The following is a 15,942-nucleotide window of genomic DNA, read 5'->3' on the forward strand; positions in this document are numbered from 1 at the left end:
ATCGTAGATACGGAGAAACGATTCGCTGTTTATTTCGAGAGGTAATGCATTGGCAAAGTCCTAAAAGTCTCCCACACGCGCTTGGCGGAATTTGAACTTGTCGACGTATTCGGGTGAGAGGCCAGCGGTTCGCCAGGGGCGGAAGGGAAAGGAGGACGTGATCGAGGGCCCCCCGGTCGACCGCAGCCGCCAGTCCTCCCAGGTCATCGAACTGGGCAGCGAATGCCGACCGTCACACAAAAGCGCACAGGAGGTCGGGAGTGGCAGCGCCTTGACGACCGCTTTTTATGCTTCCCCGGAATCGGATTCTTAAAGTCCGCTACCGCCCCCGAGTACGGCTCAGCCCTCCGTGGCAGAAAACCGCTTCGCGAGGTCGCGACGCCTGTCCGCGGCCTGCTTCGCCAGGACGGCACTGATGGTCGAGCCGGGCCGCCCGGCATGAATGTGCGGATCGTTTCCGTCCATGTCAGCCGGCCGCACCGGGCCCCACCGTGCTTTCGCGGGCCACCAGGCTGGGCTCAAGAGCCTTTGACGCCATCTCCCCTCCAGCGATCCCCGCGAGCAGGAGGCTCATGGCTTCCGTTCCCATCTCGTGCAGTGGCGATCTGACCGAACTCAACGGCAAGGGCAGTTCACCGGCCAGCGAGATGTCGTTGTATCCGATCACCGCCATGTCTCCGCCCGCGGTCATGCCCGCCGCCCGGAGTGTTCCGAGCGCGCCGATCGCGGCGAAGTCGTTGACCGCGAAGATGCCGGTGGGCGCCTCGCCGGGCGTGTCGAGGATCTGCCGGCACGCGCGGTGCCCTCCCGCGACGTCGAAGCGCGACGGGACGATGAGTTCGGGAACCAAGGGGTGACCGGCTTCGGAAAAGGCGTCGGCGAATCCTCGTACGCGGTCGAGGGCGGTGCTGGCGTACTGCTCACCGGCGATGACCGCGACCCTGCGGTGGCCCAGTTCCAGGAGGTGCCGTGCCGCCAGGCGGCCGCCCGCGTAGTCGTCGCAGGTCACGCTGGGATGGCGCTGAGACCGCCTGCTGACCAGGACGAACGGCACGCGGCGCGCCTGGAGTTGCGCGATGACCTCGTCATGGTCGATGCGCGCGTCGCCGAGGACGATCCCGTCGACGTGGCGGGCCAGCAGCATGTCGAGCTTGGAGGCGCGCTCCGTCTCGTCGTCGTTGGTGTTGGCCACGAAGGTCTGATAGTCGCGGCGGCGCGCCTCTTCGTCGATGCCTTCGTAGATCGCCGCGAGCACGAAGTCGGTGAGACGCGGTACGAGCACACCGGCCAGCGATGTGCGCTGTGTCCGCAGCCCGGCCGCGTGGAGGTTGCGGGAGAAGCCCAGCTCCCCGGCGATCCTGCGGATGCGTTCGACCGTGTCGGCGGAGCCGACACGAACACCGCTCGGCAGTGAACTGGAGAGCGCGCGCGAGGCCGTCGATGTATGGACACCGGCGAGGGCGGCAACGGTCGCCAGAGTCGGCCGCCCAGCCTTGTCCAGATGGGGAAGATCACCCCTGGCTGGCCCGGACACGCATCCCCCTCCCTCTCCGGGCAAGACCGCCGGAGAGATCTGCAGCCGACCCCTTGCCACCCGATATGACCCCGGCTAGATTAGCACAATCGATTGGCGCAAACGATTGCGCAAGAGCGGGTCGTCGAGGCGATGAACCAGAACAGCTACGCCATCGGCTTCGAGCAGATGGACGAGATCAACCGCCTGGTGAAGGGGGCACTGGCCGACATCGACACCTGCGGTGTGGTGGTGACACACGGCACGGACACCCTCGAGGAGTCGGCGATGCCGGTCGACCTCTGCCACGACGACCTTCGCGGGCGTCCTGCACGCGGCGCGAGGGACCCGCAAGGTGCACAACGGCACGCGCTCCGCGTTTCTCGACGCCGACCACGGTCCCGTGGGCATGGTCACCGACGGTCGAACGCTGCACACACGCCGGAGTGCACGTCGTCCTCTCGTCGCGGGTGGCGGCCGGTGTCGTCACACCGGTGTACGGCGGGCCGCCGCCGGCGCCGTCCCCTCGGGCCATCTACGTCCCAGCCAGGCGCGGATCCTGCTCGCCGCACTCATCGCGTCCGGGCGCACACACGAACAGATCCTCTCCGCTTTCGCCACCGAACCCGAGCGGTCCGACGCGTCATCCGAAGCGATGACGACGGCGTCGGCCACGTGGCCCTGGAGCCCTTGACCCATCCAGCCCGAAGCGATACCCACCACAAGGAGTCCCCATGACGGAAACCTCCCGCTCGGCCACCCACCCGGCCGTGAGCCCGCTCCGCGTCGCCGCCGTCCAGTCCGACCCGCGGGTCGGACTGGGGAACAAGGCGAACAACGTCGCCGCCACCATCGAGCAGATCGAGGAGTGCGCCGGTCACGGCGCCCGGCTGATCGTGCTGCCCGAGCTGGCCACGACCGGCTACTCCTTCGACACCCGGGAAGAGGCCTACGCCCACGCCGAGCCCGTCCCGGACGGTCCCACCTGCGCGAAGTGGGCTGAACTCGCCGCCCGGCTCGATGTCTACATCGTGGCGGGCATCGCGGAAAGCGACGGCGTCCACCTCTACGACTCGGCCGTCCTGATCGGCCCCGAGGGGTTCATCGGCGCGTACCGCAAGTCGCATCTGTGGAACCGGGAGAAGCTGATCTTCACCCCTGGGTCGTCCTATCCCGTCTTCGAGACCAGGATCGGCAGAATCGGTCTCCTCATCTGCTGGGACATCTGGTTCCCCGAGGTGGCCCGGATCCTCACCGCGCAGGGCGCCGACCTCATCTGCTCGGTGAACAACTGGGTGTGGACGCCACCGCCGCTGTTCGACGAAGCAGGCAACTGCATGGCCGGCTACCTCACCATGGGCGCCTCCCACGTCAACAGTGTCCCGATCGTCGCCGCGAACCGCGTGGGCGAGGAACGAGGCGGCAGGTTTCTCGGTTGCTCACTGATCACCGGTGTGAACGGCTGGCCGATCGCCGGCATCGCCGATGCGGAGAAGGAAGAGGTCCTCTACGCCGACCTGGACGTCGTCGCCTCCCGCTCGGCGGTCGTCTGGAGCGAACTCAACGACCTGCCCCGCGACCGCCGCGTCGACCTGTACGACCCGCTGCTCGGCTACACCGGCGGCACCCCCGCGGTGCGCTGACCCCACCGTGGACCGCGCTTCTCCCCTCAGAGCACCAGCCTTTGAGCACCCTGGATCGCCTCGCTCGGCCTGCTCGCCGGAGCCACCGTCGGCTGGTGGGCGCTGCGGGCGAAGAAGCGATGGGCCGGGGAGCCCATCGCCTACGGGACGCCAACGAGTGGGCGAGCATCGGTGGCACCGGCCACGGTCCTGACCTACGGGGGCAACGCCACGGCGCTCGTTCTCGGCGCCGTGGGCGGGGCGGTGCTCTGCCCCGCCATCGGGCAGCTGGTCCGACGGTCAGCCGCCGCGCAGCACCGTGGTGGTTTTGTTCCCGGCGTAGTCCTCCAGCACCGCCACGACCTTGCTGTTCGGGCTGGACATGGTCACGGTCATCGCCGCACGGGTGGTGCGGCCGCGGACGATGTACGGTTTGCTGCCCGAACCGTAGGTCGTGGCGAACGACTTCGGCTGACCGTCTTCGAGGACGGTCAGCGTGTGCCAGTCCGGGAGGGTGGGGCGGGAGAAGGTGAAGGTGTTCCCCGCGACCTTCACGGCGGACTTGGGGTAGGGGCTGATGTCGCTGTCGGCGAAGGTGCCACGTACGCCGGTGGCCGTGCCGTCGGCGGTCTTCACGGTGAGGAGGTACTTGTCTCCGTTGACCGGTACGCCGGTCAGGGTCACGCTCGACCGCTTGCCCGGCACCGTGACCTCCTTGGTGTAGGGCTTGGACGTGTCGAGGGCGCGGACGGCCACGGTGACCGGCTCACCGGTCTGCCTCGGGGACCAGGTCGCCTTCAGGGTGCCGTCGGGGGCCGCCTTGGCGGTCACGTCGGCCGGTGCGGTGGACAGGTCGAACGAGACGGTCGCGGGCTTGCTCCGGGTGCCGTCGGGGCCGACCGCCACGAGCCCCAGCTTCCCCGAGGTGGCGGTGAACCGCTTGACGTAGTAGACGTCGTCGTAGATGCCACCGAGGTAGGTGTCGTCGAGGTAGACGTCGTAGCGGCGCACCGTGTCGTAGTCGCTGCGCTGCCAGGACAGGAACAGTTCATCGCTGCCGGGCAGCAACTGGTCGATGCGCAGCTTCTTCGGTGTCGCCGGGGTGCGGTCGACGCCGTCGTGCAGCGCCAGGGCGCCCACGTTGACCTGGTAGTTCTTGATCGGCTGGGCCCCCGCTGCGACGACGAGGCCGAGGGAGGCGATGCGCTCACCGGCGTACTTCGACAGATCGGCGGAGACGGTGGCCCAGTCGCTGGTGCGCTTGCCGGTGCCGGACAGGGGCACCTGCACCACCTTGTCCGGGTCGGAGGCGAGCACCAGCGCCAGCCGCAGCTGGGAGTCGTCGTCCGCCGAGGGCTTGTTGTAGGTCAGGTCGAGAGTCGAGGCCGGCTTGACGCTCAGATCGGTCTTGTAGAGGCGTACGGTGTTGTCGCTGTCGAGCGTGCCGCTGAGTGCCAGGGAGCTGCCGCCGTTGTAGGCGCCGATCTTCTGGTACGAGAAGCGGTCGGCGGGCGTGTACCCGGGGCCGTAGTCGAAGTCGGCCTTGAGGGGCGAGCGTGCGGCGTCGATCCACCACTGCCAGGTCACCGGGATGTCCTGGAGGTTGATGTTGCCCCACTCCGCGTCGCCTGAGAGCTTGCCGTCGCTCCACGTCGACAGGCCGTGTCCGGTGTTGAAGGACGTCGCGAAGGTGCTGCCCTTGATGACGGAGCGCTCGGCGATGTATTTCGAGATGCCCTTCCAGTTGCCCTCGGGTGTGGTGGCCCCCTGGGACGAGCCGGTCCACCAGCGGCGTTCCCGGTCGAAGACGGCCGACTGGGCCGTGTCGTCGGTCTTCTTGGCGTAGTCGGAGGAGACGAAGTCGGCGCCGAGCGTGGCGATGCCGTTCATGGGGGCGCCGTCGGTGTCGAGGTTGTTGTCGAGGTCGTACGGCTGGTCGAACTGGTACATGCCCGCCTCGACACCGGCGAAGACGCTCTTGCGCGGGTCGAGGCCCAGGCCCTTCGCGTAGGTCTTCGACCGGGTGAGCTTGGTCTTGTTCCACCAGTAATTGAGGAAGATGGAGTCGGACACGTCGCCCTGGGCGTTGTCCCGGACGAACGGGCCGTTCACCGAGTTGAACTCGTTCTGGTACGAGATCCTGCCGGTGGAGTTGTCGATGGAGTCGTACCACTGCACATACATGCCGCCGTCGCGCAGCTGCTTGAGGAACTTCTTGTAGGTGGGGATGTCGGCCGGGGCGACCGTGTCCTCCTGGTTGATGAAGTAGCCGTCGAAACCGTAGTACGTGGCGACTTCGATGAGCTTGGCGGCGGCGGGGAAGGTGCCGTCGGCGTCCCGCTGGAGCAGTTCGGTGTACGCCTGGTCGCCCCGGTCGTTCGGGGAGAAGAAGACACAGCCCAGCGACCGCACGCCGTTGGCGTGCGCGGCGTTGGTGTAGCCGGGGTTGGGGAGGTTGACCGCCCCGAACTCGAACCACTTCTCCTTCCAGTCGAGGTCGGGGTCGTAGTAATCGACGGGCACGCCCTCGGTGGGCATGCCGTGCCAGGACGCGTACACGTCGGCGTACTGCCAGTAGTTGAAGAGGTACTGACTGAACTCGTTGGTGTACGGGTGGCTTTCGAAGAACGCGTTGCCGTAGTCGCCGGCGAGGGTGAGCATCTGGGTGTCGGCCGGAAGCGCCGGTGTGCGCTGGGTCGCCGCGTTGGGGGCTATGCGGGCCTGGAGGGGCACCTTGGCGCGCAGCAGCTCGGCGTCGGTGTCGTCGGCGGGGTTCCACCGCAGCAGGTCGGTGGAGGAGTAGCCGTGCTGGTAGGGCTGGTGGGCTCCGACGGCGCTCTCCCCCGGCCAGGGGAGGGTGTCGCTCGCCAGGGCGCTGCCGGCGCCCAGGGTCAGGGCCAGCGCCGCTGCCAGAGCCCCGGTGCGTATCCGGGCCGGGGTCCGTCTTCTGCCGCCGTGGTGTCGCCGTTGTCGTGCCATGCCATGTCCTCGCTTCACTGGTGGGGGCGGATCGTGGTGCGCAGATCGCTCACGTACAGCTCTGTGCGGGCCCGTGCGGTGGCGCCCTCGGTGAAGCAGCGCTCGGCGGGCAGCTCCCAGGCGACGGTGATGTGGCCGCGCGGCGGGACGGTGGCCCGGCGGAAGGCGAGGAGTTCGCGTCGCCGGGGCAGCACCGCCCCGCCGGTGCGGTGGCCGAACAGGGGGACGATGACCTCGGCCTCGGTGGGGGCGGGGTTGGTGAGGCCGACTTCGACGCGTACGGAGCGCTCGGCCACGTCGGCGGTGAGGTGGCCGAAGGCGACGGTCCCGTAGCGCAGGCCGTGCCCGAAGGGGAACAGCACCGGGTCCGGCGCGTCCCGGTAGACGTCGGTGGCCGCGTGGCGGTCGTTGTACCGCACGGGTATGGCTCCGGAGTGGCGGGGCGCGGTGAACGGCAGCAGGCCGACGGGTTCGTGGCCGCCGAGGAGCGCGTCGGTGAGGGCAGTGGCGCCGTGGGGACCGGGGTAGCCCGCCCACAGCACGGCGTCCGCGTGGTCCGTCACGGTGGTGAGGACATGTGGTCTGCCCGCGATGACCACCGCGACGACGGGGCAGGCGGAGCGGGCGCGTACGGCGGTGACCAGGTCGTCCTGGCCGCCGGGCAGGGACACGTCCGCGAGGTCGACGCCCTCTCCGGATGTCGCCACAGCGGCGTGGCCCGCGACGGCCCCGTTGTCGGCGAAGTCGTCGTCGTAGGCGCGGTGGCTCGTCCCGCCGAGGGCGAGGATCACGACGTCGGCGCTGCACAGGTCGGCCCGGGAGGGCGGGCCCGGCGGGCACACGATCTCGGTGTGGGGCAGCGCCTGACGCAGCGCGTGTTCCAGGGAGACGGCCGATGACGCGGGGAGCGGCGGCACGTAGTCGCCCAGCATCGCGGTGACGTCGTGGGCGTTGGGCCCGGCGAGCACCACCTTGGTGAGGGATTGCGGGGCCAGCGGCAGCAGCTGGTCCGGGTTGTGCAGCAGGACCAGGGACTGGCGGGCCAGGCGCCGGGACAGCCGGTCCGTCGTGTGCACGGCCAGGGTGAGCCGCTCGCGGTCGGGTGCGGGCCGGGGCGGGCCGGGGGTTTCCGGCAGCAGGCCCAGGCGGTGTTTGAGGGTGAGCACCCGGCGGCAGGCGGCGTCGACCAGCTCGGCCACGCGGGTGTCCCGGGCCGCGGCGGTTTCCAGCAGGGCGAAGGACTCGTCCCACAGCGAGAGGTCCACACCGGCCTCGAGGGCGGCCACGGCCGCGGCCTCCGGGCTTCCGGTCATCGCGGTCAGGCGGTCCACGGCCCGGCCGTCCGCCATGACGACGCCGTCGAACCCGCACTCGGCGCGCAGGAAGCCGGTGAGCAGATCGCGGTTGGCGCAGCAGGGCACGCCGTCGATGTCGTTGTAGGCGGCCATGAAGCCCAGCGCCCCCGCCTCGACCGCTGCCCGGACACTCGGCAGATGGAGTTCGCGCAGGTCACGGGGGCCGATGACGGAGGACTGGCCGTTGCGCCCGCCGACCGCCTCGCCCTGGGCCGCCAGGTGTTTGAGCACGACGGCGACGCCGCCCGCGCCGGGCGCACCGCCGTGCCCGCCCTGCATCCCGGTCACCACGGCGCGGGTGAGTTCGGCGGCGAGCAGCGGGTCCTCCCCGAAGCACTCCTCGGCCCGCCCCCAGCGCGGGTCGCGCAGGAGGTCGAGCGCCGAGACCAGCGCCAGATGCACCCCGCTCGCCGCCAGCTCGGCGGCGACGGCCGCCGCCGCCTCGGTCAGCAGATCCGGGTCCCAGCCCGCGGCGACGGCCAGGTTGGTGGGCAGCAGCGTTCCGCCGAGGGCCTGGTGGCCGTGGGGTGCCTCTTCCGAGAGGAGCACGCCGATGCGGTGGCGGCCCGCCCGGGCCACTTCCTCCTGGACCAGGGCCGCGACCTCGGCCCGCTCCTCGGGCCGGATGCCGTCGTGCCAGGAGCGGCCCGACCAGGCGTCGGCGCGGAACAGCCCGTACAGGGCGCCGAGGCCGCCCCAGCGGTCGATCTCGGCGCGGGCCCGGCGGGTGAGCCGGAAACCGCCCCGAGGGGCGCGTTCGACGGCCTGCCAGCCGTACAGGCGCTGGTTGAGCTGGCCGGCCTTCTCCCGCGGTGTCAGCTCGGTGAGGAGGCGTTCGACGGTGGCGGGGGCGGTGACGGGAGCGTGTTCAGTGTTCGGCATGCGTGCGTGTCCGGTTGAGTACGTCCGCGTCGCTGACCGAGGTGTAGAAGGTGCGCCCGGTCGGTTCGGCGTGGACGAGGGAGGTGACGCCACGGGCGCCCAGCGCGCCCGGGTCGGCGGCGGACGCGGACGTGACAAGGGCGGGACGTGCTCCGGCGCGGGCGCGTCGCATCCATGTCTCGAACACGCCGCCGCCCGGGGACAGTTCGGCGCGGGATACGGGGACGTCCTCGCCGTCGACCGGGACCACGACGGCTTCCCGCCGGGGCGAGGGGCGTGGTCGGCCGCGGAGTTCCGCGGCGAGTGCGGCGAAGCGGTGGCCGATCGGCTTCACCGCGCCATCGGCGCCGATGAGGCCGAGGCTGTGCTCGAGGTCCGGGAAGTCTCCGAGCCGGCGGTCCACGTCGTGTGAGCACCACCAGGTGATGCCCCACAGCGCCTCGCTGTCGGCCGCCGCCCGTACGGTCCGTTCGAGGAAGTCGGGCGCCTGGTCCTCGGTGAGGTGGTTGAGTGGGGCGCCGACCTCCTGGAGCCACACCGGGCGGGCGGTGTCGACGGCGAAGGCGCGGGACAGCTCGATGAGGTAGGCGGCGTGGTGGACGGACTCGTGGGACATGGCGCCGTAGCCCTGCGCCGTGCCGTTGAAGATCCACGAGTGGACGACGCTCATCTGGCCGTGCCGTGCTGAGTGGGCCGGGACGAAGGCGTGGCCGTCGGCGTACCAGACGGCGTCGTATTCGGCGTTGAGCCGGAAGTGGCGGGGGTCGCGTGGCCCGGTGCCGTGCAGGGCGTCGAGCCAGGCGGTCACCTGGTGCGGGGTGGCGGCCATCGGGTTCGGGTGCACCGCGGAGGTGAACTGGTTGACCTCGTTGCCCAGGGTCAGCCCGAGGAAGTTCGGCAGATCGTGCAGCTGCTCGTCGAACGCCTCGACCAGCCGGGCCTGGGCGGCGATGGCGTCGGGGTCGCTGAACATGCTGCGCCGGTGCCAGTCGGTCAGCCAGCTGGGCACGAAGTCGAAGCCGGACAGATGGCCCTGGAGGACGTCGACGCTGGCGTCGAGACCGGCCTCACCGGCGATGTGCACGACCGTGCGGATGTCCTGGAGGGCGCGGTGGCGGATCAGGGTGCGGTTCGGCTGCACCACGGGCCACAGCGGCAGGATGCGCACGTGGTCGATTCCCAGGCCCGCCAGGGCCTTCATGTCGCGGCGGGTGTTCTTCGGGTCCGGGGCCAGCCAGGAGTAGAACCAGTCCTGGGAGGGCGTGTAGTTGACTCCAAACCTCAGCATCTCAACCTTTCAGGCCGCCGGCTTCCAGCCCGCGGAAGAAGTGGCGCTGCAGGACGGCGAAGAACGCCACGATGGGGACCAGGGCGATGATGGTGCCGGCCGCGATGAGGCGCGGGTCGTCGTAGAAGGTGCCGCGCAACCGGTTCAGGCCGACGGTGAGGGTGTAGTTCTGTTCGTCCGACAGGACGATGAGGGGCCAGAGGAAGTCGTTCCACGAGCCGACGAAGGCGAAGATGGCCACCACCGCGATCACGCCTTTGACCTGCGGTACGGAGATCCGGATGAAGCGCTGCCAGGCGTTGGCGCCGTCGACGACGGCGGCCTCTTCCAGCTCGCCGGGAAGGTTGCGGAAGGCGTTGCGCATGAGCAGCACGTTCAGGGCCGCCACCAGGGTCGGCAGGGCGACCCCGAACAGCGTGTTCACCAGCCCGGTGGCCCTGACGGTGAGGAATTGCGCGATCAGGACGGTCTCGGACGGGACCAGCAGGGCGGCGACGCAGATCGCGGTGGCCACGCCCCGGCCGCGGAAGCGCAGCTTGCCGAGCGCGTACCCGGCGCAGGTGGCTCCGACGACGTTGCCCACCACGGCCATGGCCGCCACCGCCAGGGAGTTCAGCAGATAGCGCGGTACGGGAATGCGGTCGAGCACCGTGGCGAAGTGGTCGAGCGTGGGGTGTTGGGGGATCAGCCGGGGCGGCCGTGTGTAGAGGGGTTCACCCGCGCCCTTGAGGGACAGCGAGAGCTGCCACACCAGCGGTCCCGCCAGGAGCACGGCCATGAGCAGGAGGATCAGGTAGCGTGCCGCGGAGCCCGGCGAAGCCCTCCTCCGCCGGGCGGCGACGGTGCGGGTGCGCGGAGAGAGCCGGGCCATCAGGAACTCCTCTTGCGCTGCAGGGCGAGTTGCGCGAGCAGCATCCCGCCGAGGATCACGAACATGAAGAGACTGATCGCGCCCGCGTAGCCGGTGCGCGCCTGCAGCCCGGTCCCCTCGCGCTGGATCAGCATGGTCATGGTGAGATCGCCGCCGCCCACTCCCCCGGTGCCGCCGGTGAGGACGTACACCTCGCCGAACACGCGGAAGGCCGCCACGGAGGACAGCACGGCGATGAGTGTCATCGTGGAACGCACGCCCGGGACCGTGACGGCCAGGAAACTGCGGACCGCGCCGGCGCCGTCCATCGCCGCCGCGTCGTACAGGCTCCGGTCGATGTTGGCCAGGGCGGCGAGGTAGATGACCATGTAGTAGCCCAGGCCGGTCCACAGGGTGACGAACATGGCGCTGGAGAGCAGCAGCCATCGGTCGGTGAGGAACGGGACGGGCTCGGCCACCGCGTCGAGCGTGGAGAACAGGGCGTTGACCAGGCCTCGTTTGTCGAGCATGTTCGTCCAGATCAGGCCGACGACCACGGGCGACATGACCACGGGCAGGTACATGGTGGTGCGGAAGAAGCCGGTCAGCCGCCCCGCGCTGCTCACCAGGGTGGCCAGGACGAGCGGGAGGACCACCATGCAGGGCACCACGCACACGGTGTAGAGCGTGGAGTTCAGCAGGGCGGTGGTGAAGCGCTCGTCGGCGAACATGCGGCGGAAGTTGTCCCAGCCGACGAACTCGCCCTGCCGCAGCAGGGTCGAGTCCGTGAACGACAGCCCCAGTGTGTTCGCGAACGGCACCAGGACCATCAGCACGATGACGGTCAGTCCCGGCAGCAGGAACAGCCACGGGGTCACGCTCCAGCGGTGCGTGGCCAGGACGGTCCCCCGGCGGCGGGACGGGCGATCGGCGCGCTCGGCCCGCTTCAGGGAGGTCCCACGCTGAAGGGAGATGGTCACTTGTCCGCTTTCAGGCGCTCGTTGGAGTACCGGACGGAGGCGTCCAGTGCCGCCTTCACGGACTTCTTGCCCAGCAGCGCCTGGGCGATCTGCTCCCGCAGGGTCTGGCTGTCGGCCGCCCCGGAGAACGCGGGCGGCCACCACACGGCCGCCTTCCTCACCTGGGCGGCGCTCTCCCGCCGCACCTTGGTGGCCGGGCTCCCGTCGTCCTTGGTGAAGTACGCGTCGTCCAGCGTCCCGGCGGACGAGGGGAAGACCGAGGCCTTCTTGGCGAAGGTGAGCTGGTTGGCGGAGTTCGTCACGTACGTGGCGAAGGCGGTGGCCAGGGACTGGTTCTTGGTCGCCGCGTTGACGACCAGGGACTCCAGGTACATGTTGGGGGCGCTGTTGCTGATGCGCGGGCCGATGCCCAGGTTCTTGTACACATCGGGTGCGGTGGTCTTCAGGTCGTCCAGCGTGTAGGAGCTGCCGGGCAGGTAGGCCAGGCGGCCCGCCTTGAACTCCTCCACCTCCTTCGTCTGGAGGTTGTTCAGCGCTTCTTCGCCGATCCCCTTCTTGGCGTAGAGCTTGCGGAACCGCTCGACGTACTCCACGCCCTTGGCGTTGTTGTAGGAGAATTTGGTCCCGCGGGCGTCCATGAGCGGCACGCCGTACTCGCCGAAGGTCTCGATGGCGGGCATCCGGGCGATCATCATCGTGTCCGAACACTTCTCGGCCATGGTTTCCGCCTGGTCGAACAGCTCGTCGTAGGTGGCGGGCAGCTTGCCGGGGTTCAGACCGCACTTGGTGAACAGGGCCTTGTTGAAGAAGGATGGCCCGGTGTTCAGATACCACGGGTAGCCGTACGTGCCGCCGTCCAGGCCCTTGAACGTCATGGCCTCCCAGGCCTTGTCGGCGTAACGGCCCTTGGCCTTCGGGTCGGCCTTGTTCAGGTCGAGCAGGACCCCCGCCTTGGCCAGGGTGTAGGCGGCCTCCGGCCCCATGTCGACGACGTCGGGGAGGGATCCGGCCGCGGCGTCGGCCGACAGTTTGTCCTGGTAGCCCTCCGCGGGCTGGTCGACCCACTTGATGTCGGTGCCCGGGTGGGCCTTCTCGAACGAGGCGATGAGGCCGTTGAAGTAGGCGGTGAACTTGTCGTTCTTCAGGTTCCAGGTCTGGAAGGTGATCTTGCCGGACACCTTTCCGTCCGATGCCTTCGTCGTCCCGCCGCCGCCCATGACGCAGGCGGACAGCATCAGCGATCCGGCAGCGAGTCCCGCGATGCGCGCGGCCCGTCTTCCCGCTGGCGTCATTCGTCTTCTCCTCGTCCGGGGTGTGTGGTGGCGCATGCGTGTCGGGGGGCGATCCGCAGGGTCGCCACCTGGAAGGGACCGAGGTCCAGGGCCGCGCCGTCGGCGGGACGGCGCGTACCGGCCGGTGTCCGGGGCAGGGCGGTGGGCAGGTCGTCGCCGGGCGCCCCGGACACCTCGGGCGCCCCGGATGCTTCGGGCGCCTCGGGCGCGAGTTCGCGTTCCAGCAGGTCGGTCTCCGTGACGACGGCGTCCGCGCCGAGTTCCGCGCAGGGGCGGAGCAGGGCCCGCGCCCGGCTTCCCCGCGTTTCGTAGACCCGCACGACGAGGTCCCCCGAACCGTCGTCGGCGAGTTTGATCCAGTCGACGATCGCGTGTCCTCGCAGCAGCTCGATTCCCACCAGGGGTGGCAGTGGCGGGAGCGGCGGGATGTCGGGCGCGTTGAACAGGGAGGCGGCCTCGACCGTGGCGGGCACATCCGCCCCGGGGAGCAGCGCCCAGCGGAAGTGGTGGGTTCCCGCGTCGGCGTCGGGGTCGGGGAAGCGGCTGCCCCTCAGCAGCGACAGCCGGACGACGGTGGTGTCGCGGTCGGCCCGCGCGTCGGCGCCGTACATGGTGTCGTTGAGGATGGCCACGCCGTAGTCGCCGTCGGCCACCTGGACGTACCGGTGCATGGCGGCCTCGAACATCGCGTCCTGCTCCGCGGTGTTCACCAGGAGCGGCCGCTCGACGTATCCGTACTGCGTCTCGAACCGTGCCGTTCGCGCCATGACGTGGACCGGCAGGGCGACCTTGAGCAGGCGCTCACGCTCCTGCCAGTCGACCGCGCACTCCGTCTCGAACCGGCCGGTGCCCGCTCTCAGCCACATGGTCAGCGTGGCCGTCGACGCGCCGAAGCGCCGGACGACCTCGACCCCGGCGTCGGGTCCGTCGTGGACCACCGTCCGGCTGGTGACATCGTCGACCACCTGGAAGTTCCGTAAGGTGTGGCGGTCCACGTCCCACGCGTCCCACCGCACCGGCTCGTCACGGAACAGCTGCAGTACGCCCGCGCGTCCGCCGGGCGGTACCACCTCCCGGCCACCGCGCAGGTCGTGGAGCGAGGTGATGTGGCCCTCGGCGTCGACGACGACCCGCAGCAGGCCGTCGTCCAGAACGGTGGCACCGGCTTCCCCGTCGGTGACGCGGACGGGGTCAGCGCCGGCGGGACGTGCCGGGACGAACGGGGGGAGCAGGCCCGCCGTCCGGCCAGGGGTCGGAGCGCTCAGCTCCTTGGCCGCCTGTTCGATGAGCCCGCGCAGCCGGGCCTCCGTCGCCCGGTAGGTGTCGCGGGCCTCGCGGTGCACCCAGCTGATCGAGGTGCCCGGCAGGATGTCGTGGAACTGGTGCAGGAGCACGCAGCGCCAGATCTCGTCCAGGCTCTGGCGCGGATAGGGCGCACCCCGCAGGACCGTGGCCGCCGCGCCGAGGTACTCGGCCGCCCGGAGCAGCGATTCACAGCGCCGGTTGTGCCGCTTCATCGCCACCTGGGACGTCAGGGTGCCCCGGTGCAGTTCGAGGTACAGCTCACCGCTGTGGACGGGCGCCAGTGGCCGTGCGACCGACTCGGCCTCGCGCAGCTCCGCCTCGGCGTCCTCGAAGAACTCGGCCGGGGTGCGGGACACCACGCGTGGCGCGCCTTCCAGGTCGGCGAAGCGGCGCAGCCGTTCGGCCATCTCCGGGGTGGGGCCACCGCCGCCGTCGCCGTAGCCGTAGGGCAGCAGCGAGTGGGAGGCGATGGCCTTGTCCTTGAAGGTGGTGACCGCGTGGCGCAGTTCGCGGGCGGTGACCTCGGCGGCGTAGGTCTCCGCGGGCGGGAAGTGGGTGAAGATCCGGGTGCCGTCGATGCCTTCCCACCAGAAGGAGTGGTGCGGGAAGGTCGTGGTGTCGTTCCAGGAGATCTTCTGGGTCAGGAACCAGCGGGCCCCGGCCCGGCGGGCCAGTTGTGGCAGCACTCCCGAGTAGCCGAAGGAGTCGGGCAGCCACACCTCCCGCGTCTCGATACCGAAACGGCTCAGGAAGTACCGTTTGCCGTAGGTGAGTTGGCGGACCATGGACTCGCCGGTGGGGATGACACCGTCCGGCTCCACCCACATGCCGCCTACGGGTACCAGCCGCCCGCGCTCGACGTGGTGCCGCACCCGCGCGAAGAGGTCCGGATAGTGCTCCTCGAGCCAGGCGAAGTGCTGCGCCGCCGACATGGTGTAGACGAGATCCGGGTGGGCGTCCAGCAGGGCGAGGGCGTTGGAGACGGTCCGGGCGAGTTTGCGTACCGTCTCACGGAGCGGCCACAGCCACGCCGAGTCCATGTGCGCGTGTCCCACCGCGGTGATCCGGTGGGCGGAGGCGTGCGCGGGTGCGGCGAGCAGTGGCGCGAGGTGGGCGCGTGCCCGGCGGGCGCTCGCTTCGGGGTCCGCCGCGTCGTAGGTGTCGAGGGCGCGCTCGATGCCGTACAGCAGGCGCCAGTGCCGCGGCTCGTCCTCGGTGAGTTCGGCGGCCAAGCCGCCGAGGACGTCCAGGTCGGACAGGAGGGCGTGCACCTCGGGCGAGAACACGGCGGTCTCCGCGCGCCGTAACCGGAACTGCTCGAACGGTTCCCGGGCGCCCTTCTCGCCGTGCTCGGTGGCGACGAAGGGCGGCAGGCCCAGCAGCAGGGGGTTCGCCGCGGCCTCCACGTAGAGCACGAACCGGCCGTCCGGGCCGAGCAGTCCGGGGCCGGTGTTCCCGTCGCCGAGCCGGATCGCGGTCTGCCGCGGGTGCAGACCTTTGACGATGGTGCCGTCCGGGGTGAAGACCAGGCCTTCGCAGTGGCCGCCGACGGAGTGGTCGAACCAGCCCAGGTCGAGCAGCAGGTCGACCGGTCCGGGGGTCCGGGGCTCGACCCGGCCGCTGACGCGGAACCAGGTCGTGGACCACGCGGGCCCCCATGCCTCCCCCAGGGCGAAGGGACGGTAGTCGGGGCGGCCGCGCTGAGGCTCCGTCATCAGCCCGAGGGCATGACGGGGGCTCACCGGCTCGCCGTCGTCCCCGACCGTCCATGCCTCGATCTCGACGTCCCCCAGGCGGCTGTGGAGCCGGGGAAGGATGCGCTCACGACGTACGCGGTCAAGCCGCTCAAGTGTCCTGCCGAAGTGACGGTGCATGT

At 70.1% G+C, this 15,942-nt stretch carries 10 protein-coding genes; 2 read left to right on the plus strand and 8 right to left on the minus strand.

What is annotated here, in order from left to right; genetic code table 11:
* Nucleotides 1-466: 466 nt before the first annotated feature.
* Nucleotides 467-1,534, minus strand: a complete 1,068-nt coding sequence (locus tag ACFZCY_RS14090; RefSeq protein WP_391172322.1) for a substrate-binding domain-containing protein — start codon at nt 1,532-1,534, stop codon at nt 467-469.
* Between the two features lie 93 nt (nt 1,535-1,627).
* Between ACFZCY_RS14090 and ACFZCY_RS14095 the strand changes: the two genes are divergently transcribed.
* Nucleotides 1,628-2,251, plus strand: a complete 624-nt coding sequence (locus ACFZCY_RS14095) for an asparaginase domain-containing protein (RefSeq protein ID WP_391172324.1) — start codon at nt 1,628-1,630, stop codon at nt 2,249-2,251.
* Nucleotides 2,248-3,156, plus strand: coding sequence for a nitrilase-related carbon-nitrogen hydrolase (locus tag ACFZCY_RS14100; RefSeq protein ID WP_391172326.1), 909 nt, complete (start codon nt 2,248-2,250; stop codon nt 3,154-3,156). Before ACFZCY_RS14095 ends, ACFZCY_RS14100 begins: the two co-directional genes overlap by 4 nt.
* A gap of 279 nt (nt 3,157-3,435) precedes the next feature.
* On the opposite strand, the gene ACFZCY_RS14105 is transcribed toward ACFZCY_RS14100, so the two are convergent.
* From ACFZCY_RS14105 to ACFZCY_RS14135, 7 genes are read right to left on the minus strand one after another with little or no spacing between them, the layout of a single operon-like run.
* The gene (locus tag ACFZCY_RS14105; protein WP_391172328.1) at nt 3,436-6,114 is read right to left on the minus strand and encodes an endo-beta-N-acetylglucosaminidase; all 2,679 of its coding nucleotides are present in this window, start codon (nt 6,112-6,114) and stop codon (nt 3,436-3,438) included.
* 14 nt (nt 6,115-6,128) lie between these two features.
* On the minus strand, nt 6,129-8,351 hold the full coding sequence (locus ACFZCY_RS14110; protein ID WP_391172330.1) for a glycoside hydrolase family 3 N-terminal domain-containing protein: 2,223 nt from the start codon (nt 8,349-8,351) through the stop codon (nt 6,129-6,131).
* Nucleotides 8,338-9,639, minus strand: a complete 1,302-nt coding sequence (locus ACFZCY_RS14115) for a glycosyl hydrolase (RefSeq protein WP_391172332.1) — start codon at nt 9,637-9,639, stop codon at nt 8,338-8,340. The genes ACFZCY_RS14110 and ACFZCY_RS14115 overlap by 14 nt, the downstream gene beginning before the upstream one ends.
* A gap of 1 nt (nt 9,640) precedes the next feature.
* Nucleotides 9,641-10,510: an ABC transporter permease subunit gene (locus tag ACFZCY_RS14120; protein ID WP_391172334.1), complete on the minus strand. Its 870-nt coding sequence runs from the start codon at nt 10,508-10,510 to the stop codon at nt 9,641-9,643.
* On the minus strand, nt 10,510-11,469 hold the full coding sequence (locus ACFZCY_RS14125) for an ABC transporter permease subunit (protein WP_391172336.1): 960 nt from the start codon (nt 11,467-11,469) through the stop codon (nt 10,510-10,512). The genes ACFZCY_RS14120 and ACFZCY_RS14125 overlap by 1 nt, the downstream gene beginning before the upstream one ends.
* Nucleotides 11,466-12,761 (minus strand): extracellular solute-binding protein, encoded by a 1,296-nt coding sequence (locus tag ACFZCY_RS14130; protein ID WP_391172339.1) that lies wholly within the window; start codon nt 12,759-12,761, stop codon nt 11,466-11,468. The genes ACFZCY_RS14125 and ACFZCY_RS14130 overlap by 4 nt, the downstream gene beginning before the upstream one ends.
* Complete coding sequence (locus tag ACFZCY_RS14135) at nt 12,758-15,940, minus strand: glycoside hydrolase family 38 C-terminal domain-containing protein (RefSeq protein WP_391172340.1); 3,183 nt, start codon at nt 15,938-15,940, stop codon at nt 12,758-12,760. Before ACFZCY_RS14135 ends, ACFZCY_RS14130 begins: the two co-directional genes overlap by 4 nt.
* Nucleotides 15,941-15,942: the final 2 nt, after the last annotated feature.

Source organism: Streptomyces sp. NPDC007983 (assembly GCF_042958345.1).
In the GTDB taxonomy this organism is placed as follows: domain Bacteria; phylum Actinomycetota; class Actinomycetes; order Streptomycetales; family Streptomycetaceae; genus Streptomyces.